Source organism: Streptomyces sp. NPDC020362 (genome assembly GCF_040642095.1).
Lineage (GTDB): Bacteria > Actinomycetota > Actinomycetes > Streptomycetales > Streptomycetaceae > Streptomyces.
The window spans coordinates 132883-150925 of record NZ_JBFAET010000005.1 but is presented as its reverse complement, the minus strand read 5'-3'; the positions used below and the strand labels follow the sequence as shown (position 1 = coordinate 150925).

Here is an 18043-nt window from a genome sequence, read left to right as displayed (position 1 = left end):
CCCCAGGGCGGGCCGGACCCCACGGTGCTCGGGGTCCGGCCCGTTCCGCGTGCTCAGAGCGCCGGAGCCGGTTCCCGGGCCGGGGCCCAGCAGCGGATGATGTCGCGCACCGAGACGATGCCGGCCACCTCGCCGCGGTCGAGGACGACCAGATGCCGGAAGCCGCCGTGCGCCATGGCCCGGGCCGCCTCCTCCAGGGTCCAGGTCGGGGCGGCGAAGACGACGTCGGTGGTGGTGTGGGCGTGGGTGCGCTCCGTGTCCGGGTTCTGGCCCAGGCCGACGGAGTTGAGGATGTCGCGCTCGGTGAGGATGCCGATGCCGCCGGCGTCGGGGTCGAGGACCACGGCGGCGCCGATGCGGCGGGCGGACATGAGGGCTGCTGCCTGACGAAGGGAGTGGGCGGGGCCGACGGTGAGGACCACTGTGCTCATGGCGTCGCGGACGAGCATGGCTGGAGCCACCTCCTACGAATCTCCGGAACGTGCAGAGATTCACAAGTTCACAAGTGGGGGTGGCCCTAGAGTGCCAGGTAAAGCGGAGGTCAACAAGAGGGCGCGCGAGGCCAGTTGAGGGCGTGCGCAGCTTTCTCGTGATGCTCAGTAGCGCTGGTATTGAACCGGCGCACCAGTGGGGTGCGGTGTTGATCGGTGCCCCACTGGTGAGCTGGGCGGTTGCCGTCGATGGTTGTCGTCGTTGGTCGTCCTGGGCCGCCCTCGGACGGCCCGGAGACGGCCCCGGTCGGGCGGGGCGGCAGATTTACAGACCACGCGGCAGAGAGCTCATGGCCTGGCCTTACGGCGGCCCGGCAGCCGGACGCCCATGGATGCCCCACTGCCCGGCAAGCGACAGCAAGCCTGGTTTCCCTGGCCCTGCCTGGCAGCCCGGTAGGTCCCGGGCCCAAGCGAGCGGGGATGCTGCGAAGCGATGTCGCGCGGCGTGCAACCCGCCGTGAGTGTTTGGGAGTACCTACGGGCGGACGTCCAAGCCGCGGCCACCGCTCCTGGTGATCGCTGCAGGTCGGCACGCGGGCCCAGCGCGCCGGCCGTCGAGGACCGCCCGGCGTGGCGTCGGGCGGCAGCTTTGAAGGAGAAATGCTCCGTGGCTCTCAGTTTTGCCAAGAAGACAGCCATGGCGGCCGTCACGGTCGCCGCGCTCGGAGGGGTCTCGTTCGGTGCCTCCGTGAGCGAGGCGGCGTCGGGCCCGGCCGCCCACCCGGCGTCCGCACCCGCCTCCGTCGTTGCCAAGCGGCCTGCTCCGGCTCACCGGCAGGGGCCGAAGGTGGTCACGCAGGTGATCGGCAGGGGCCGAGTGGACGGGCACCGTTGGTCGGTGGCGCTGGAGTTCCATCGGAAGCTGCCCAAGGGCTACACCCTGCCCACACTCCCCGACGGAACCACGGCACCGGGCACATCACTGCTGTGCCAGCGCATGTACATCGGCGGCGTCCGCATCGACCACCAAGGTGGCCCGTGGGCCGACTGCCAACCCGTCACCGGCACGCACGACCCCCACGCCTCAGGCGAAATGGGACTGTGGGGGCTGCACGACAAAGGTCTCAACGGCACCCGGCTCATGGTCTCCAACCCCGAACCCGACGTCGCCTACGGCGTGATCTCCCTCTCCGACGGCACCCAGGTCAAAGCCACCACCGTCACCGTCCCCGGCACCACCTACCGCGCCTGGGCCGCCCCCATCCCCGACGGACGCACCATCACCTCGGTCGACCAGTACGACACCCACCACAACCGGCTCACCCACGACACCAACTGGCACTGATCGGCCAGACGAAGGACGGGCACCTCCTGCTGTGCAGCCAAGTGACCGCAGGGCCGCGGACAGCGGACCGGACTCGGAGTTCACCCGGTTCGTCACCGCCCGTTGGCGGGCCCTGACCCACACCGCGTACCTGCTCACCGGCGACTTCCACGAAGCGGAAGACCTGGTGCAGACGACGCTGGCGAAGGTGTACCCGCATTGGCGGCGACTGGAGCCGGAGCGCGCCGAACACTACGTTCGCCGCGCACTGGTCAACAACAACCGCAGCCGGCACCGTCGCCGCAGGATCACCCACCTCCTTCTCCCGTCGCTGCCCGACACCGGCCCCGTCCACGACGACGGGGCCGGTGTCGGTGACGTGGACGTCTACGACGCCCTCGCTCGCGAGCTCGCCGACCTGCCCGAGCGACAGCGGGCGGTCGTGGTGCTGCGCTACTGCGAGGATCTGTCCGTGGAGGAGGTGGCGGACGTCCTCGGCTGCTCGGTCGGCACCGTGAAGAGCCAGGCGTCCCGGGCCCTGACCAAACTGCGCAGCCGGTCGACCCTCGCCCGCAACTACCCGCCCAGCCGCCCTGCAGAGGCACGATGACTCCAGACCACGGCCAAGAAGACTGGGCACGCGCCGCCTTCGCCCGGTCACGCGAGGCCTACCCCTCGTCCCAGGCCCCCGTCGACCAGATCCTGACCGCCGCGCGCGCCCGAAGGAAACGCCGCCGTGCCGCGGCTGTCGTGGCGAGTGCCGCCTGTGTCCTCGGCTTCGGCCTGACGGTTTCGTTCCTGAAGCCACCGCCTGACGCCGTCGCCCCCTCCCGCCGGCCCTCGCCCCCCGCGAGCTCCCCCGTCACCCTGGCTCCCGTCCCTGTCAGTGTCCGGGTGGCAGAGGGGACGACAGACGGGCACCGTTGGTCGGTGGCGCTGGAGTTCCATCGGACGCTGCCCAAGGGCTACACCCTGCCCACACTCCCCGACGGAACCACGGCACCGGGCACATCACTGCTGTGCCAGCGCATGTACATCGGCGGCGTCCGCATCGACCACCAAGGTGGCCCCTGGGCCGACTGCCAACCCGTCACCGGCACGCACGACCCCCACGCCTCGGGCGAAATGGGACTGTGGGGGCTGCACGACAAAGGTCTCAACGGCACCCGGCTCATGGTCTCCAACCCCGAACCCGACGTCGCCTACGGCGTGATCTCCCTCTCCGACGGCACCCAGGTCAAAGCCACCACCGTCACCGTCCCCGGCACCACCTACCGCGCCTGGGCCGCCCCCATCCCTGACGGACGCACCATCACCTCGGTCGACCAGTACGACACCCACCACAACCGGCTCACCCACGACACCAACTGGCACTGACCACCGCTGCCAGTAGGTCTGGAATCCTGCATTCCAGCGGGCGACGCTGCCGCACGTGGAGGCGCGAGTACGGCCGCGTGTTCCAGACCCCGCGGAGGACCGGTGCAGGACACCGGCTACGGCGAGGCCAGGCCGGAAGCCCGCCCAGCGGCGTTGACCACACTGAAGCCGGACCGGCGCCAGGGGCGAACGCCAAGACCTCAGCCCGCCCGCGGCACGCCGGACATCCCGTCCATGCTCCGTCCACACACATCGAAACAGGGCGCTCGAACACGAGACGGCGCAAGACAGTCGGTTGATCACTCGCGAGCACGACAAAGGCCCCGTGACCTGATGTATTCGCAGATCACGGGGCCCTTGTTCCGTGTGGCGGCGCCAGGATTCGAACCTGGGAAGGCTGAGCCGGCAGATTTACAGCGGGCTACCTGCACCGTCCATGACCTGTAGTTCTTCCCGTGTCGGCCCCTCGCGGGGGACGCCTGGGGGAGAACGGGTGCCGCAGCAACCGTGGCCACACCCGCTTTAGGAGTTCGATCCGGGGCCGCTCCGGCCGCTGCCGTTGGAACTGGTGGCCCAACGGACGCTCGTCGATAAGGCGGGCCGCGCCACCCTCAGCGTGCTCGATTTCCATGACGCGGTGGTTCGCTACGTCGGTCCGGACGGTACCGAGAAGTCCACGAGCTACCCCGACGGACAGAAGCGCGTCGCAGAGAAGTGGTTGTCCGGGATCGACGCGGACATGACGCGCGGGCAGTACATCGACCCCCGCGCCGGCCGCCTCACGGTCCGGCAGCATGGCGAACGGTGGTTGGCCTCACTCACGATGGACCTGGGTACCTATGTGAGCACTGAGCAGCGCATCCGCCTTCACGTTCTGCCGCACCTGGGTAGCCGCGCGCTCGATTCGCTGAAGCCGGTCCACATTCGTGAGTGGCTGCGAAGGCTTCAGGACGGGGGTGTGGCCCCTGCCTATCAGCGGGTCATCTTCGCGAACCTCAACGCGATGCTCGCGGCAGCCGTCGATGACCGCTTGATCCCACACAACCCGTGCCGGTCGTCGTCCGTGAAAGCGCCCAAGCCTGAGCCCCGCCGGATCGTGCCGTGGCGGCCTGAGCGGATGCTGGCTGTGCGCGCGGCGCTGCCGGAGCGATACCAGGCGATGGTGGACATGGCTGGCGGGTGCGGCATGCGCCAAGGCGAAGTGCTCGGTCTGGCTTTCGAAGAGGTGGACTTCGCCGAAGGGGTTGTCCACGTCGTCCGCCAGGTCAAGCTCATCGCTGGAAAGCAAGTGTTCGCTCTGCCCAAGGGCGGTAAGACGCGCACTGTCCCATTGCCCGAAAACGTCGCGCGGTCGCTGGAGGGCCATACCCGGCAGCACTCGCCGACGTCGGTGACGCTGCCGTGGCGGTCGGTCGACGGTCCTCCGACAACCGTCTCCCTGCTCTTTTCCAACGTCGAGCAGCATGCGGTGAACCGCGTTGTCTTCAACCGCGTTGCCTGGCGGCCCGCCCTCGACAAGGCAGGGGTTCCCCGCGGCCGTGAAAACGGCATGCACGCACTGCGGCACTTCTACGCGTCGGTGCTGCTGGACGCCGGCGAGAGCATCAAGGCCCTGTCGGAGTACCTCGGACACCACGACCCCGGCTTCACGCTGCGGACGTACACGCACCTGATGCCCGGCAGCGAGAAGCGGACGCGCGAGGCGGTGAACCGGGCCTTCGAGACCGGCCCAGCCTCCGATGACGGCCCCACGACGGCCCCGGGGGTCTGAGGAAAGGAGAAACTAGCAGATCAGGGCCTACGTGCCCTCAGTAGCGCTGGTTGAGATACCCCAGCAACTCGTCGTGCAGCAGGCCGTTGGACGCGGCCGCGTTGCCGCTGTGCGGGCCCGGGCGGCCGTCGAGGCCGGTGAAGGTGCCGCCGGCCTCGGTGACGATGATCGCGGTGGCGGCCATGTCCCAGAGCGACAGCTCCGGCTCCGCACAGATGTCGACCGAGCCCTCGGCGACCATCATGTAGGGCCAGAAGTCGCCGTACGCGCGCGTGCGCCACACCTCACGGGTCAGGTCGAGGAAACCCTTCAGGCGGTCCTGCTCCTCCCAGCCGCTGAGCGAGGAGTACGCGAAGGAGGCGTCCGCCAGCTTGCCGACGCGGGAGGCGTGGATACGGGACGCGGAGGACAGGCTGCGGCCCGTGAAGGCGCCGTGGCCCTGCGCGGCCCACCAGCGGCGGCCGAGGGCGGGGGCGGAGACGACGCCGACGACGGGCTGGAAGCCGCCCTCGCCCGCCTCCATCAGCGAGATGAGCGTCGCCCAGACGGGGACGCCCCGCACGTAGTTCTTGGTGCCGTCGATCGGGTCGATCACCCAACGGCGGGGGCCCGTGCCCTCGATGCCGTACTCCTCGCCGAGGATGGCGTCCCGGGGGCGGGCGCGCTGGAGCTGGCCACGGATGAGTTCCTCCGCCGCCTTGTCCGCTTCGCTCACCGGGGTCATGTCAGGCTTCGTCTCCACCTTCAGGTCGAGGGCCTTGAAGCGGGCCATGGTGGCGGCGTCGGCGGCGTCGGCGAGGACATGGGCGAGACGGAGGTCATCGAGGTAGTCCGGCATGTGAGGAACGGTATCTGCCGTGGTTGGTACGGGGCTACAGGGGGCCCTCGTGGAAAGGCGCGCGTGTCGGGCCGGGGCCGGGGGCCTCGGTGGCGGGCGCTGGGCTCGGCAAGGGGCGCGGGAAACTGCGCGATGGCCCCCAACTCCGCTGTACCCGGGGCGCGAAGCGGTTCACGGCTGGCTGTGGCGCACCGTGGCCGAAGCACGCCCCCTCGCACGCCCGGGAACCCTTGACAGTGCATGCACGCGCGTCAAATCTGGGCGCAGAGCCGCTCGCCCCAGGGAGGCGATGATGCCTGCAGCCCGGGAGTCCCTACTGGACGCCGCCTACACGGCCCTTGCTCGCCGGCCGTGGTCCGCCGTGCGGATGGTCGACGTGGCCGCCGCGGCCGGGGTGTCCCGGCAGACGCTGTACAACGAGTTCGGGAGCAAGGACGGACTGGCCAGGGCGCTGGTGCGGCGGGAGGCCGACGGGTATCTCGCAGGGGTGGAGCGGGCGCTCGCCGCGCGCACCGATCCGCGCGACCGGCTCACCGCCGCCGCCGAGTGGATGGCGTCGGCCGCCCGGGACAACGCGCTGGTGCGGGCCATGCTCACCGGCTGCTGGAGCGAGCGCCTGCCCGCGCCGCCGCTCGCCGCCGTGCCGTCCTCCTCGGCCGTGCCCGCGCAGCGCCGGGCGGACGGACCGCTGCCCTCGCCCGGCGACTTCGTACGGATCGTTCGGGACCGGGCGGTGACGGTGCTCGGCGGATGTGACCCGGCGAGGGCCGACGGCTCGGAACTCGCGCGGTCCTGCGAGTACGTCGTCCGGCTCGCGCTGTCCTGCGTGGCCGCGCCGCCCGGGGACGGCGGTATCGCCGATTTGGTGCGCGGCGTGCTTCCCAAGCAGCTGATGCGGTGCCCTGCCGGCAGTTGATCCAGGGCCTGGCGGTGGTCGGTCCTGTGCTCGGTCGGCAGGCGGTGCCGTGCCCAACCGGCAGCTGATCCGGTGCCCAGCCCGAAGTCGATCCGGTGCCCGACCGGCAGCCGGTCCCCCTGTGCCCGGCCGGCAGCTGATCCGAAGGGTCGCGGGCGGGCTAGTGCGCCGAGCCCGACAGCTGGAGGCCGATGACGCCGACGATGACCAGGGAGATCGAGACGATTTTCAGGGTCGACACCAGGTCGCCGAGGAAGATCATGCCGTAGATCGCCGTGCCCGCCGCGCCGATCCCGGTCCACACGGCATACGCGGGGCCGACGTCCAGCTTCTTCAGCGAGAGGGTCAGCAGTCCGAAGCTGCCCAGCGCGAAGGCGGCGAAGGCGATCGTCGGCCACAGGCGGGTGAACCCGTGCGAGAGCTTCAGGCACACGGCGAAACCCGTCTCGAGAAACCCGGCCACGATGACCAGCAGCCACGCCATGTGCTGTCCTCCCGTAGGTCCGGATCACCGGCTGGGTGCGATTATGCACTTGCCGGACCGGCGCCCCGGCAAACAACGCGGTGCTCAGCAGTCCTCTGCACCGGCAGACGACGCGGTGCTCAGCAGTCCTCTGCACCGGCAGACGACGGTATGGTCAATGGCCCTCTGCCCCGGGCAGACGACGCGGTGCTCAGTCGCCCTCCGTGCGCTCCCGCGTGGCAAGCAGCCGGCGCAGCGAGTAGAGCCGCGCGGGGTCCGCATGTCCCTCCTCGACCCAGGTGTCCAGCGCGCAGTCCGGCTCGTCGTGGCTGCACGCGCGCGGACAGCCCTCCGTGCCCGGCTCCAGATCCGGGAAGGCGTGGATCACGCGGGACGGGTCGATGTGCGCGAGGCCGAAGGAGCGCACGCCCGGGGTGTCGATGACCCAGTCGTCAGTACCGGTCAGCGGGAGGGCGAGGGCGGAGGTGGTGGTGTGCCGGCCGCGGCCCGTGACCGCGTTGACGTGTCCGGTCGTCCGGCGGCGGTCCTTTGGTACCAGCGCGTTGACCAGGGTCGTCTTGCCGACGCCCGAGTGACCCACGAACGCGGTGATCCTGCCGTCCAGGTACGTGCGCACCCGGTCCGCCGCGTCGCCGTTCTCCAGCTCCTCGCGGCTGGTGACGACGTACGGGATGTCGAGGTGGCCGTACAGCTCCAGCAGCTTGTCCGGCGGGGCCAGGTCCGACTTGGTCATCACCAGCAGCGGCTCCAGACCGCCGTCGTAGGCCGCGACCAGACAGCGGTCGATCAGGCGCGGGCGGGGCTCGGGGTCGGCGAGCGCCGTGACGATCGCCAGCTGGTCGGCGTTGGCGACGACCACCCGCTCGTAGGGGTCGTCGTCATCGGCCGTGCGGCGCAGCACCGAGGTGCGCGCCTCGATGCGCACGATCCGCGCGAGTGTGTCCTTCATGCCGGACAGATCACCGACCAGGGCCACCCGGTCGCCCACCACCGCTGCCTTGCGGCCCAGTTCGCGAGCCTTCATCGCCATGATCGTACGGTCCTCGACCAGGCAGGTCAGCCGGCCCCGGTCGACGGTGAGGACCATGCCCTCGGCCGCGTCCTCGTGCTTGGGCCGGATGTTCGTTCGCGGCCGGTTGCCCTTGCGGTTGGGGCGGGTGCGGATGTCGTCCTCGTCGGTGTGCTTGCCGTAGCGGCGCATGGTCCCAGTCCGCCCGTCAGTTCCCCAGCATCCCGGTCCACAGGTCGGGGAAGTCGGGCAGGGTCTTCGCCGTCGTCTCCACGTTCTCGATCCGCACGCCCTCGACCGCCAGGCCGATGATCGCACCGGCCGTCGCCATACGGTGGTCCTCGTAGGTGTGGAAGATCCCGCCGTGCAGCGCGCGCGGGCGGATGTGCAGGCCGTCGGCCGTCTCGGTGACGTCGCCGCCGAGTTCGTTGATCTCCTTGGTGAGCGCGGCCAGCCGGTCCGTCTCGTGCAGCCGCAGATGGGCCACGCCGCGCAGGGTGGAGGGGGAGTCCGCGAGGGCGGCCACCGCCGCGATGCCCGGGGTCAGCTCGCCCACGTCGCCGAGGTCGACGTCGATACCGTGGATGGCGCCCGAGCCGGTGAACTCCAGCCCGTACTCGGTCAGTTCGCAGGAACCGCCCATCTCGGTGAAGATCTCCCGCAGCCGGTCCCCCGGCTGAGTGGTGCGGGCCGGCCAGTCCGGGACCAGCACCTTGCCGCCGGTGACCAGGGCCGCCGCGAGGAACGGCTGGGCGTTCGACAGGTCCGGCTCGATCGTCAGGTCCCGGCCGAGCAGCGCGCCCGGCGTCACCCGCCACACGTTCGGCTCGCCGCCCGACTCCGGGGTGTCCACCTGGGCGCCGACCGCGCGCAGCATGTCCACGGTCATCCGGATGTGCGGCAGGGAGGGCAGCGAGGCGCCGATGTGGCGGACCTCGACGCCCTGGTTGAAGCGCGGGCCGGACAGCAGCAGCGCCGACACGAACTGGGACGAGGACGAGGCGTCGATCGACACCGGGCCGCCGTCCAGCGCCCCGCCGCCGTGCACGGTCAGCGGCAGCGCGCCCCGGCCGTCGTCGTCGATCCGGGCACCGAGCGCGCGCAGCGCGTCGATCACGCCGTTGAGGGGACGCTCGTACGACCGCGGGTCCCCGTCGAACCGGATGGGGCCGTCGGCCAGCGCGGCCACCGGCGGCAGGAAGCGCATCACGGTGCCGGCGTTGCCGACGTCGACCGTGGCCGGACCGCGCAGGCCTGTGGGCAGCACCCGCCAGGCCTCGCCGGATCCGTCCGGGCCCACCCCTTCCTCGATCTCCACGCCCATGGCCCGCAGGGCACCGGCCATCAGCAGGGTGTCGCGGGAGCGCAGCGGGCGGCGCAGCCAGCCGGGCTCGGAGGCGAGCGAGGCGAGGACGAGGGCGCGATTGGTGACCGACTTGGACCCGGGCACGTGGACCGTCGCGTCGACGGCTCCGCTCGCGTGCGGGGCGGGCCAGAGGGCGGGCTGGGCGGTGTTCGGGGCCATGGAGCCCACTTTATAAGGAGGCCGGGCAGACGGCCGTCGCGATCCACCTCCAGGCCCACCGCCCCGGGGAAGGCCTCCTCAGCCCTGCAGCAGCCAGCTGCCCCCGCCGATCACCGAGCACAGCGTCACCGTGTGGAACAGGAACAGCCACAGGCCCGCCGGGAGGTGCGTCAGACGGGACAGCTGGTCGGCGTCCGAGTCGCCCGCCCGGCCCCGGACCCGCTTGGCCTGGAGCTCGAAGGGCGGCCGCACCCCGCCGACCAGCAGGAACCACACCACCGCGTACGCGAAGGCGGCCTGCACCTGCGGGCCCGCCAGCCAGGACACCAGCACGAAGGCGCCGCCGGCCAGGACCACGGTCAGGACCCCGTACGCGTTGCGGATCATCACCAGCATCGCCACCAGCAGCGCGGTCGCCACCCACAGCAGCAGCGTGATGCGGCCCGCGGCCAGCAGGGCGGCTCCGCCGAGTCCCAGCAGCGAGGGCGCCGTGTACCCGGCGGCCGCCGTGAGGATCATGCCCAGGCCGTAGGGCTTGCCGCGGCTGACCGTGAGCCCGCTGGTGTCGGAGTGCAGGCGTATGCCCGTCAGCTGCCGGCCGGTGAGCAGGGCCACCAGGCCGTGGCCGCCCTCGTGGGCGATGGTGACGGCGTTGCGCGACAGGCGCCACAGGGAGTGCGGGACGACCACGGCGAGCGCGGCAGCGGCGGTGGCGAGCACCACCCACACGTCGGGGTCGGGCTGGGTGCCGGTGAGCCGGTCCCAGAGGTCGGGCAGCGCGATGGCGGCGAGGCTGTCCATGTGTCCGCGTGGCTCCCTGCGATCGAGATCAGTACGGGTCGGCGCGGGGCGCCGTCGTCGAGAGGTGGTGGTCGGGTGACGGGTGGGCCTGGCAGTGTGGCACGTATGTGCGGACGGTATGCATCCAGTCGTAGGCCCGAGGATCTCGCAGGAATCTTCGAGATCGAGAAATGGGAGCCCGAAGAAACCTTGGAGCCGGACTACAACGTGGCTCCGACCAAAGAGGTCTACGCCGTGCTGGACCGTCCCGTGAAAGACGCGGCCGATCCCCGTCCGGTTCGCCAGCTGCGCAGGCTCAGGTGGGGACTGGTGCCTTCCTGGGCCAAGACGCCCGAGGGCGGCGCCCGGATGATCAACGCGCGCGCGGAGACCGTGCACGAGAAGCCCGCCTACCGGCGCGCCTTCGCCGCCCGGCGCTGCATCCTGCCCGCCGACGGCTACTTCGAGTGGGTCACCGGTACCGAGGAGCGGGAGCTGGAGGTCGAGGGAAAGAAGAAGCGGCCGCGCAAGCAGCCCTACTTCGTGCTGCCCGCCGACGGCTCGGTGTTCGCCATGGCCGGGCTGTACGAGTTCTGGCGGGACCGGACCCTGCCCGACGACCACCCGCAGGCCTGGTGGGTCACCTGCTCGGTGATCACCACCGAGGCCGAGCGGGCCCCGCTGGCCGTCGCCCCGGCCGAGGGCCCGCACGCCCTCGCCGACATCCACCCCCGCATGCCGCTCATGCTCACCCCGGACCGCTGGGACGCCTGGCTGGACCCCGGCCGCACCGACCCGGACGACCTGCGCGGCCTGCTGGCCCCGCCCGGGCCCGGCCTGATGCGCGCCTACCCGGTCTCCACCGCCGTCAGCAACGTCCGCAACAACGGCCCGGAGCTGCTGAAGGAGCTGGAGGCCCCGGAAGCGGGCACACTCTTCTAGCGTGATCGAGATTGTCGAGACCGAGTCCGGGACCGCACGCCTCACCTGGCACCGGGCGAAGAAGGCACGGCTGGTGCTGGCCGTCAGCCATGGGGCCGGCGGTGGCATCGAGGCGCGGGATCTGCAGGCGCTCGCCCGGGTCCTGCCGGGACACGGCGTGACCGTGGGCCTCGTCGAGCAGCCCTGGCGCGTCGCGGGCAGGAAGGTCGCGCCCGCACCGAAGACCCTGGACACCGGCTGGCGCGGCATCTGGCCCGCGCTGGCCGGGCCGGGGCTGCCGGTGATCGCCGGCGGCCGGAGCGCGGGTGCCCGGGTCGCCTGCCGTACCGCCGTCGAGCTGGGCGCGCACGCCGTGCTCGCGCTGAGCTTCCCGCTGCACCCGCCGGGCAAGCCGGAGAAGTCCCGCGCGGACGAGCTGCTCGGCTCCGGGGTGCCCACGCTCGTCGTCCAGGGCGGCAACGACCCGTTCGGGAGGCCGGACGAGTTCCCCGAGGGGGACTTCGAGCTGGTCGAGGTGCCGTACGGCGATCACGGGTTCGCCGTCCCGAAACGCGCGGAGATCACCCAGGAGCGGGCGCTGGAGATCATCACCGAGGGTGTCGTGCAGTGGGCCGCGTCACTCGGGTGAGGCCCGGGAATGTTGCGCGGTGGAGTGCTGTTGTGGCGGACAGGAGTGCTGAAGCACCGGCACCGACGTCGTGGAGAGGAAGTCCGCCGCATGGGTTCGACCATTTGCCCGAGCCGCAGCAGCCGCACTGACCTGGACTGGACGGTGCTGAGCGCGGCCAAGGCCGCTCCTATTCGGGCGGCGGCAGGCACGGGTCGTGTTCTATCCTCCGAAACGAGTGGGACTGGTTTTGGTCCTGCCCGGGATCTTGAGGAGGTGGGTCCGGTCACTGGGACCGACGCAGGGACCGACAACGGCCAGGCGGAGCTGCCCGAGGGCCAGGGCGTGGGTGCGGCCGACACGGAGACCGGCTCCGAGTCGACGGCGGAGCGCAGTGCGCGCTTCGAGCGGGACGCGCTCGAATTCCTCGACCAGATGTACTCGGCCGCGCTGCGCATGACGCGCAACCCGGCCGACGCCGAGGACCTGGTGCAGGAGACGTACGCCAAGGCGTACGCGTCCTTCCACCAGTTCCGTGAGGGCACCAACCTCAAGGCGTGGCTGTACCGGATTCTCACCAACACCTTCATCAACTCGTACCGCAAGAAGCAGCGCGAGCCCCAGCGCAGCGCGGCCGAGGAGATCGAGGACTGGCAGCTCGCGCGTGCCGAGTCGCACATGTCGACGGGTCTGCGCTCCGCCGAGTCGCAGGCGCTCGACCACCTGCCCGACTCGGACGTGAAGGCAGCGCTGCAGGCGATCCCCGAGGAGTTCCGCATCGCCGTCTACCTCGCGGACGTAGAGGGCTTTGCGTACAAGGAGATCGCGGACATCATGGGGACACCCATCGGAACGGTGATGTCCCGGCTGCACCGGGGCCGCCGTCAACTGCGCGGACTGCTGGAGGACTACGCCCGTGAGCGCGGACTGGTCCCGGCCGGCGCCGGAGAGTCGAACGAAGCGAAAGGCTCGGGCTCATGAGCTGCGGAGAGCCGCATGAGACGGACTGCAGTGAGGTCCTCGACCACCTGTACGAGTTCCTCGACAGCGAGATGCCGGACGTCGATCGCGACAAGTTCCAGCACCACTTCGAGGAATGCTCTCCGTGCCTGGAGAAGTACGGCCTGGAGCAGGCCGTGAAGAAGCTGGTCAAGCGGTGCTGCGGGCATGACGACGTGCCCTCCGACCTGCGCGCCAAGGTCATGGGGCGGATCGACCTGATCCGCTCCGGCCAGGCCGTCCCCGACCACGACGTGACGGCCACGCCGCAGGAGAGCTGAGCCGTACGGCTCGCCGGAGCCGAGCGTCTGCCGTCACCCGAACGTGCTAATCCTCGGGTCATAGTCCTCCGGACCCTCCGAATGCCGCCCTAGGCTCCGTGCCGGGACGGGCATGGTCGGCGGGAGGGGCGTGATGGAGGCGGTTCCGGCGAGGGCACGCGGCTATGTCGCCTGTGTCGCCCTGCTGGCCGCGCTCTGTGTCCTGCGCCTGCCGGCCACCCGCACCCCCTGGTGGGCGCTCGCCCTGCTCGCCGCGCTGTACGCGGCCTGTGAGCACGTCGCTCGGCGTCGCCTGGGCGGCACCTTCTACCCCGTTCTGCTCGCCGGGGCGTTCCTGCTGCCGCCGCCCGCCGCCGCGCTCGTGCCCATGCCGGCCGCTCTGTTCGCGCGCGTCGACCAGCGGCTCGGGTGGCCGCGCCGTGTCTGGCGGGCCGCGCAGCCCTCGCTGGCCGTGTGGGGCGCGGGCCGGGTGCACTGGTCGCTCGGCGGCCGGGACGCCGTCGTGGGCTGCGACTTCCCCTACGTCCTGGTGCCCGCGGGGGCGGCCGTCCTCGCCTTCTGCCTGGTGCTGGCCGCCCTCGACGGCGGGATCCTCGCCGCGGCCGAGCACGTGCCGCTGCGCAGAGCCTGGCGAGGACTGCTGTCCCGCTCGCTGGCGCCGGTCGCGGTGCACGGACTCGCCGGGCTGATGATGGCCGTGCTGTGGCGCAGCCCGTACGGGCCCGGCGCCGCGCTCCTCGTGCTGCTGCCGATGGGCGTCTCCTGCTGGGTCTTCGCCCAGTGCCACCGTGAGCGGACCGCCCACCAGGCCACCATCCGCGCGCTGGTGCAGGCCGTCGACATCAAGGACGGCTACACCCGCGGCCACAGCGAGCGGGTCGGACAGGCCTCCGTGATGATCGCCCGCGAACTCGGCATGGACGACGAGCGCGTCGAGGTGCTGCGCTTCGCCGGGATCCTGCACGACGTCGGCAAGCTCGGCGTGCCCACCCGGCTGCTGCGCAAGGACGGCCCTCTGACCCCCGAGGAGCGGCGGATCATCGAGCTGCATCCCGAGTACGGCCACGAGATGGTCCGCGGGATCTCCTTCCTCGGCGAGGCCCGTACGGCGATCCTGCACCACCACGAGCGGCTCGACGGCAGCGGCTACCCGTACGGGCTGGCGGGCGGTCAGATACCCGAGTGCGCTCGGGTGGTGGCCGTCGCCGACGCCTTCGACGCGATGACCTCCACCCGTTCCTACAGCAGGGCCCGCCCCGTCGAGGCGGCGGTCACCGAGCTGGAGCGGTGTGCGGGGACCCAGTTCGACCCGCGCATGGTCACCGCGCTCGTCCGGGCCCTCGACCGCCACGGCTGGCACCCGGCCGTCACGGCCGACGAGACGCCGTACGGGGTCCCGGCCCAGCAGCCGGTCACCGGCAGCCGCAGCGGGGCACCCCGATGACCGCCCTGCGGCTCATCCACGGCTCCGCCGCCCTCGTCGCGGCCCTCTCCCTCGCCGTCACCCTGTGGAGCGGCGTCCACGAGCGGGGCGTCGGGCTCGCCTTCGGCGTGCTCATAGCCGTCGGCGAGCTGACCCGGTGGAGCGACGCCCCGGTGCGCCGGGCCGCGCCGCTGGGCACCGCCGGATCGCTGTCCTACGCCCTCCTGGGAGCCGACGCGGCAGTGCCGACCCGGCACGGCGCCACCCAGGTCGTCACCGTCGTCCTCGCCGCCTCCCTGCTGGGCGGCGTCCCGCACATCTGGTGCGGCCGCAGCCCCACCCTCGACCATCTCGCCCGCCGCCTGCTGACCGTCGGCTTCGCCGCCGTCTGCTTCCAGCCCCTCTACAACAAGGGCGTGTTCGCGCACTGGAGCGGCCCCGCCTACGCCCTGCTGCTCGTCGTCCTCATCGTGCTCACCGGCCTGTGCGACGCCGTCCTCGCCGCGGCCCTCGCCCACTCCCGCACCCGCTGGCCCTTCGGCCCGCTGCTGCGCGACGAGCTGCGCGGGCTGCTCGGCATCGGGTCCGCCGTGGGCGCGACCGGCGCGGTGATGGCGCTCGCGGTCGCCGTCGTCGGGCTGTGGGCGCTGCCGGTGTTCTGCCTGCCGCTGCTGCTCACCCAGCTGTCCGTGCGCCGCTACGCAGCCGTGCGCGCCACCTACCGGCAGACCATCGCCTCCCTCGCCCGGGCCACCGAGGTGGCCGGGTACACCCCTGTGGGGCACGCCCGCCGCGTCGCCGCACTCGGTCTGGCCGTCGGCCGGGACCTGGGCCTGTCCGGAGCCGAACTGACCGTCCTGGAGCACGCGGCCCTCATGCACGACATCGGCCAGCTCAGCCTGGTCGACCCCGTCCCGGCCGGCGCCACCGCCGTCCTGCCCGCGCCGGAGCAGCGGCGCATCGCCCTGCTCGGCGGGGCCGTCGTACGGCAGACCGGGGTGGACGCTGCGGTCGCCGTGGTGGTGGAGCGGCAGGCCGACCCCTGCCGTGAGCAGCCGCTCGCCGCCCGGATCGTCCGAGCCGTGAACGCCTACGAGGAGAAGGCCCGCGACGCCGGGCCCGACGGGCCGCTCCGGGCCCTGGAGGAGCTGCGCCTGGCCACCGCCGGGGACTACGCGCCCGAGGTCGTGGAATCGCTCGCCCGCGTCCTGTCCCGAAACGGGGTCGCCGCGAAGGGGGTCCCCCCGGGCGTTCAGTTCTGGGGGAGCCTCGTGCCAGGGTGGGGGGAGACGGGTGGGCCTGAGTCGGCCCGCGGCGGGGTAACCCATGGGTAATGAGCGCCCTTCCCGGCGTACGTGGTTGGATGCGAGGGAGAGGGTGTGCGGGGGCACAAGCCAGCCCACTGTGCGGAAATGGAACTGGCAGGCGGGAATCGTGAGGATCTTCGGCAAGGGACGGCACCGGCCCTCCGCCTCCTGGCGGCAGGCCACCGACCGCGCGTTCACGCTCATCGGGGACGGCCGGTACGAGGACGCGGGCGAGCTGCTGACACGCGCCGCCGACCTGGAACCCTGGCTGTCGGAGTCCTGGTTCAACCTCGCCCTGCTGCACAAGTTCCGGCACGACTGGGAGCAGGCCCGCGCCGCCGGACTGCGTGCGGTGGCCCTCCTCGACCGAGAGACCGGCGCCCCCGACTGGTGGAACGTCGGTATCGCCGCCACCGCCCTGCAGGACTGGCCGCTGGCCCGCCGCGCCTGGCAGGCCTACGGGCTCAAGGTGCCCGGGAGCCCTTCCCGGCCCAAGGGCGGGGCAGGTGCCACCGCCTCGGGCGAGCCGGTCGGCATGGAGCTGGGCAGCGCGGCCGTGCGGCTCTCCCCGGAGGGTGAGGCGGAGGTCGTGTGGGGCCGCAGGCTGGACCCTGCCCGCCTGGAGGTGCTGTCCATCCCGCTGCCCTCGTCGGGGCGGCGCTGGGGCGAGGTCGTGCTGCACGACGGCGTCCCGCACGGCGAGCGCACGACGTCCGCGGGGCACTCCTACCCGGTCTTCGACGAGATCGAGCTGTGGGCGCCCTCACCCGTGCCCACCTGGGTGGTCCTGCTGGAGGCTGCCACCGAGGCCGACAGGGACGCGCTGGAGCAGCTGGCCGCCGACGCGGGGTTCGCCGCGGAGGACTGGTCGTCGTCGGTGAGGCTGCTGTGCCGGATGTGTTCGGAGTCCCGTATGCCTTCCGACGAGGGCGAGGGGGTGCATCTGGATCCGCATGACCACAGTGAGCCCGGGCATCCTGGGCCTTTGGGGCACCGGACGGACGGGCAGCTGTGGGTGCCGGAGCGGGAGTGCGGGGTGGCTGCGCCGGCTTCGCTCGTGAGGGGGTTGCTGGACGGGTGGGTTGCGGACAGCCCCGATTCCCGGGACTGGCGGGATCTGGAAGAGGTCTGTTGACGCCGTCGGTCGGCTGCGGCGGCGTTGTGGCTGGTCGCGCCCGCGCGGCGGAGCCGCGGATCGGAACAGTCCCGCGCCCCCTGGGGGCGCCTCCACGTACCCTGTATCAGCAACTTCACCACCTGTTTTCCTGAGGAAGGCTTACGTCGGTCATGGCGCAGCAGGACACCGATCAGCAGCACGTGGGCGTGCTCCCCGTCGACGGCGAGGGGTATGTCGTCGACACGGGGGACTGCGAGGAGCGCGAGCAGGCCTGGCACGAGCGTGGCACCTCGCGGCCGATCACGGTCGTCGGCAACCCGGTGCTGCACAAGGAGTGCAAGGACGTCACCGAGTTCGGCGAGGAGCTGCAGCAGCTGGTCGCGGACATGTTCGCCAGCCAGCGCACCGCCGAGGGCGTGGGCCTGGCCGCCAACCAGATCGGTGTCGACCTGAAGGTCTTCGTCTACGACTGCCCCGACGACGAGGGCGTCCGCCACGTCGGCGTGGTCTGCAACCCCAAGCTGGTCGACCTGCCCGCCGACCGGCGCCGTCTCGACGACAGCAACGAGGGCTGTCTCTCCGTACCCACGGCGTATGCGCCGCTCGCGCGTCCCGACTACGCCGAGGTGACCGGCCAGGACGAGAAGGGAAACCCGATCAAGGTCCGCGGCACCGGATACTTCGCACGGTGTTTGCAGCACGAGACCGATCACCTCTACGGGTACCTGTACATCGACCGTCTGTCCAAGCGGGACCGTAAGGACGCCCTGCGGCAGATGGCCGAGAACGAGCCACGCTACCCGGTGGTCGCCAACGACTGAGATGTCTCGCCGCGACGTACGGCGACCCTGCGGGAGCAGCCATGACGCCCGCTGCGACGCCCGGTCGGGATCCGTCCCGACCGGGCGTCGT

General features: G+C 71.6%; 19 protein-coding genes. 13 read left to right on the top strand and 6 right to left on the bottom strand.

What is annotated here, in order from left to right:
• Positions 1–53: 53 nt before the first annotated feature.
• A complete protein-coding gene (locus AB0H32_RS04335) occupies positions 54–449 on the bottom strand; it encodes a CBS domain-containing protein (RefSeq protein ID WP_361113962.1) in 396 nt (131 codons plus the stop codon).
• A 649-nt stretch (positions 450–1098) separates the two neighbouring features.
• Between AB0H32_RS04335 and AB0H32_RS04330 the strand changes: the two genes are divergently transcribed.
• From AB0H32_RS04330 to AB0H32_RS04315, 4 genes are all read left to right on the top strand, one after another.
• Positions 1099–1776: a hypothetical protein gene (locus tag AB0H32_RS04330; RefSeq protein ID WP_361113959.1), complete on the top strand. Its 678-nt coding sequence runs from the start codon at positions 1099–1101 to the stop codon at positions 1774–1776.
• A 31-nt stretch (positions 1777–1807) separates the two neighbouring features.
• Entirely contained in the window at positions 1808–2365 is a 558-nt protein-coding gene (locus tag AB0H32_RS04325; protein WP_361113956.1) for a SigE family RNA polymerase sigma factor, read from the top strand.
• A 320-nt stretch (positions 2366–2685) separates the two neighbouring features.
• On the top strand, positions 2686–3132 hold the full coding sequence (locus tag AB0H32_RS04320; protein ID WP_361113953.1) for a hypothetical protein: 447 nt from the start codon (positions 2686–2688) through the stop codon (positions 3130–3132).
• A 568-nt stretch (positions 3133–3700) separates the two neighbouring features.
• Complete coding sequence (locus AB0H32_RS04315) at positions 3701–4903, top strand: tyrosine-type recombinase/integrase (RefSeq protein WP_361113950.1); 1203 nt, start codon at positions 3701–3703, stop codon at positions 4901–4903.
• Positions 4904–4940: 37 nt separating this feature from the next.
• Here AB0H32_RS04315 and hisN read toward each other — a convergent pair whose 3' ends face one another.
• On the bottom strand, positions 4941–5741 hold the full coding sequence (gene hisN / locus AB0H32_RS04310; RefSeq protein WP_361113947.1) for a histidinol-phosphatase: 801 nt from the start codon (positions 5739–5741) through the stop codon (positions 4941–4943).
• Between the two features lie 289 nt (positions 5742–6030).
• Between hisN and AB0H32_RS04305 the strand changes: the two genes are divergently transcribed.
• The gene (locus AB0H32_RS04305; RefSeq protein ID WP_361113944.1) at positions 6031–6657 is read left to right on the top strand and encodes a TetR/AcrR family transcriptional regulator; all 627 of its coding nucleotides are present in this window, start codon (positions 6031–6033) and stop codon (positions 6655–6657) included.
• Between the two features lie 160 nt (positions 6658–6817).
• Here the strand turns inward: AB0H32_RS04305 and AB0H32_RS04300 are convergent, their stop codons facing one another.
• The 4 genes from AB0H32_RS04300 to AB0H32_RS04285 all read right to left on the bottom strand — a co-directional run bounded on the left by AB0H32_RS04300 (position 6818) and on the right by AB0H32_RS04285 (position 10476).
• Complete coding sequence (locus tag AB0H32_RS04300) at positions 6818–7141, bottom strand: multidrug efflux SMR transporter (protein WP_361113941.1); 324 nt, start codon at positions 7139–7141, stop codon at positions 6818–6820.
• Between the two features lie 190 nt (positions 7142–7331).
• Complete coding sequence (gene rsgA, locus AB0H32_RS04295) at positions 7332–8342, bottom strand: ribosome small subunit-dependent GTPase A (RefSeq protein ID WP_361113938.1); 1011 nt, start codon at positions 8340–8342, stop codon at positions 7332–7334.
• A gap of 16 nt (positions 8343–8358) precedes the next feature.
• The gene (gene aroA, locus AB0H32_RS04290) at positions 8359–9675 is read right to left on the bottom strand and encodes a 3-phosphoshikimate 1-carboxyvinyltransferase (RefSeq protein WP_361113935.1); all 1317 of its coding nucleotides are present in this window, start codon (positions 9673–9675) and stop codon (positions 8359–8361) included.
• Positions 9676–9753: 78 nt separating this feature from the next.
• Complete coding sequence (locus tag AB0H32_RS04285; RefSeq protein ID WP_361113932.1) at positions 9754–10476, bottom strand: M50 family metallopeptidase; 723 nt, start codon at positions 10474–10476, stop codon at positions 9754–9756.
• Between the two features lie 105 nt (positions 10477–10581).
• Between AB0H32_RS04285 and AB0H32_RS04280 the strand changes: the two genes are divergently transcribed.
• The 8 genes from AB0H32_RS04280 to def all read left to right on the top strand — a co-directional run bounded on the left by AB0H32_RS04280 (position 10582) and on the right by def (position 17952).
• Positions 10582–11397, top strand: a complete 816-nt coding sequence (locus tag AB0H32_RS04280) for an SOS response-associated peptidase (RefSeq protein WP_361113930.1) — start codon at positions 10582–10584, stop codon at positions 11395–11397.
• A 1-nt stretch (position 11398) separates the two neighbouring features.
• Positions 11399–12025, top strand: coding sequence for an alpha/beta family hydrolase (locus AB0H32_RS04275; protein WP_361113927.1), 627 nt, complete (start codon positions 11399–11401; stop codon positions 12023–12025).
• A gap of 255 nt (positions 12026–12280) precedes the next feature.
• Positions 12281–12985: a sigma-70 family RNA polymerase sigma factor gene (locus AB0H32_RS04270; protein WP_361113924.1), complete on the top strand. Its 705-nt coding sequence runs from the start codon at positions 12281–12283 to the stop codon at positions 12983–12985.
• Complete coding sequence (rsrA, locus tag AB0H32_RS04265; protein ID WP_361113921.1) at positions 12982–13284, top strand: mycothiol system anti-sigma-R factor; 303 nt, start codon at positions 12982–12984, stop codon at positions 13282–13284. The genes AB0H32_RS04270 and rsrA overlap by 4 nt, the downstream gene beginning before the upstream one ends.
• A gap of 133 nt (positions 13285–13417) precedes the next feature.
• Positions 13418–14728, top strand: a complete 1311-nt coding sequence (locus AB0H32_RS04260) for an HD domain-containing phosphohydrolase (protein WP_361113918.1) — start codon at positions 13418–13420, stop codon at positions 14726–14728.
• Complete coding sequence (locus AB0H32_RS04255; protein ID WP_361113915.1) at positions 14725–16041, top strand: metal-dependent phosphohydrolase; 1317 nt, start codon at positions 14725–14727, stop codon at positions 16039–16041. The genes AB0H32_RS04260 and AB0H32_RS04255 overlap by 4 nt, the downstream gene beginning before the upstream one ends.
• Positions 16042–16141: 100 nt before the next feature.
• Complete coding sequence (locus tag AB0H32_RS04250) at positions 16142–17149, top strand: hypothetical protein (protein WP_361113912.1); 1008 nt, start codon at positions 16142–16144, stop codon at positions 17147–17149.
• 152 nt (positions 17150–17301) lie between these two features.
• Positions 17302–17952, top strand: coding sequence for a peptide deformylase (gene def / locus AB0H32_RS04245; protein WP_361113909.1), 651 nt, complete (start codon positions 17302–17304; stop codon positions 17950–17952).
• Positions 17953–18043 lie beyond the last annotated feature (91 nt).

What these genes read in the sequence shown, in the direction of transcription:
- AB0H32_RS04335 (WP_361113962.1), bottom strand. Translation starts at nt 449, where the DNA reads ATGCTCGTCCGCGACGCCATGAGCACAGTGGTCCTCACCGTCGGCCCC.
- hisN (WP_361113947.1), bottom strand. Translation starts at nt 5,741, where the DNA reads ATGCCGGACTACCTCGATGACCTCCGTCTCGCCCATGTCCTCGCCGAC.
- AB0H32_RS04305 (WP_361113944.1), top strand. Translation starts at nt 6,031, where the DNA reads ATGATGCCTGCAGCCCGGGAGTCCCTACTGGACGCCGCCTACACGGCC.
- AB0H32_RS04300 (WP_361113941.1), bottom strand. Translation starts at nt 7,141, where the DNA reads ATGGCGTGGCTGCTGGTCATCGTGGCCGGGTTTCTCGAGACGGGTTTC.
- rsgA (WP_361113938.1), bottom strand. Translation starts at nt 8,342, where the DNA reads ATGCGCCGCTACGGCAAGCACACCGACGAGGACGACATCCGCACCCGC.
- aroA (WP_361113935.1), bottom strand. Translation starts at nt 9,675, where the DNA reads ATGGCCCCGAACACCGCCCAGCCCGCCCTCTGGCCCGCCCCGCACGCG.
- AB0H32_RS04285 (WP_361113932.1), bottom strand. Translation starts at nt 10,476, where the DNA reads ATGGACAGCCTCGCCGCCATCGCGCTGCCCGACCTCTGGGACCGGCTC.
- AB0H32_RS04280 (WP_361113930.1), top strand. Translation starts at nt 10,582, where the DNA reads ATGTGCGGACGGTATGCATCCAGTCGTAGGCCCGAGGATCTCGCAGGA.
- rsrA (WP_361113921.1), top strand. Translation starts at nt 12,982, where the DNA reads ATGAGCTGCGGAGAGCCGCATGAGACGGACTGCAGTGAGGTCCTCGAC.
- AB0H32_RS04260 (WP_361113918.1), top strand. Translation starts at nt 13,418, where the DNA reads ATGGAGGCGGTTCCGGCGAGGGCACGCGGCTATGTCGCCTGTGTCGCC.
- AB0H32_RS04255 (WP_361113915.1), top strand. Translation starts at nt 14,725, where the DNA reads ATGACCGCCCTGCGGCTCATCCACGGCTCCGCCGCCCTCGTCGCGGCC.
- def (WP_361113909.1), top strand. Translation starts at nt 17,302, where the DNA reads ATGGCGCAGCAGGACACCGATCAGCAGCACGTGGGCGTGCTCCCCGTC.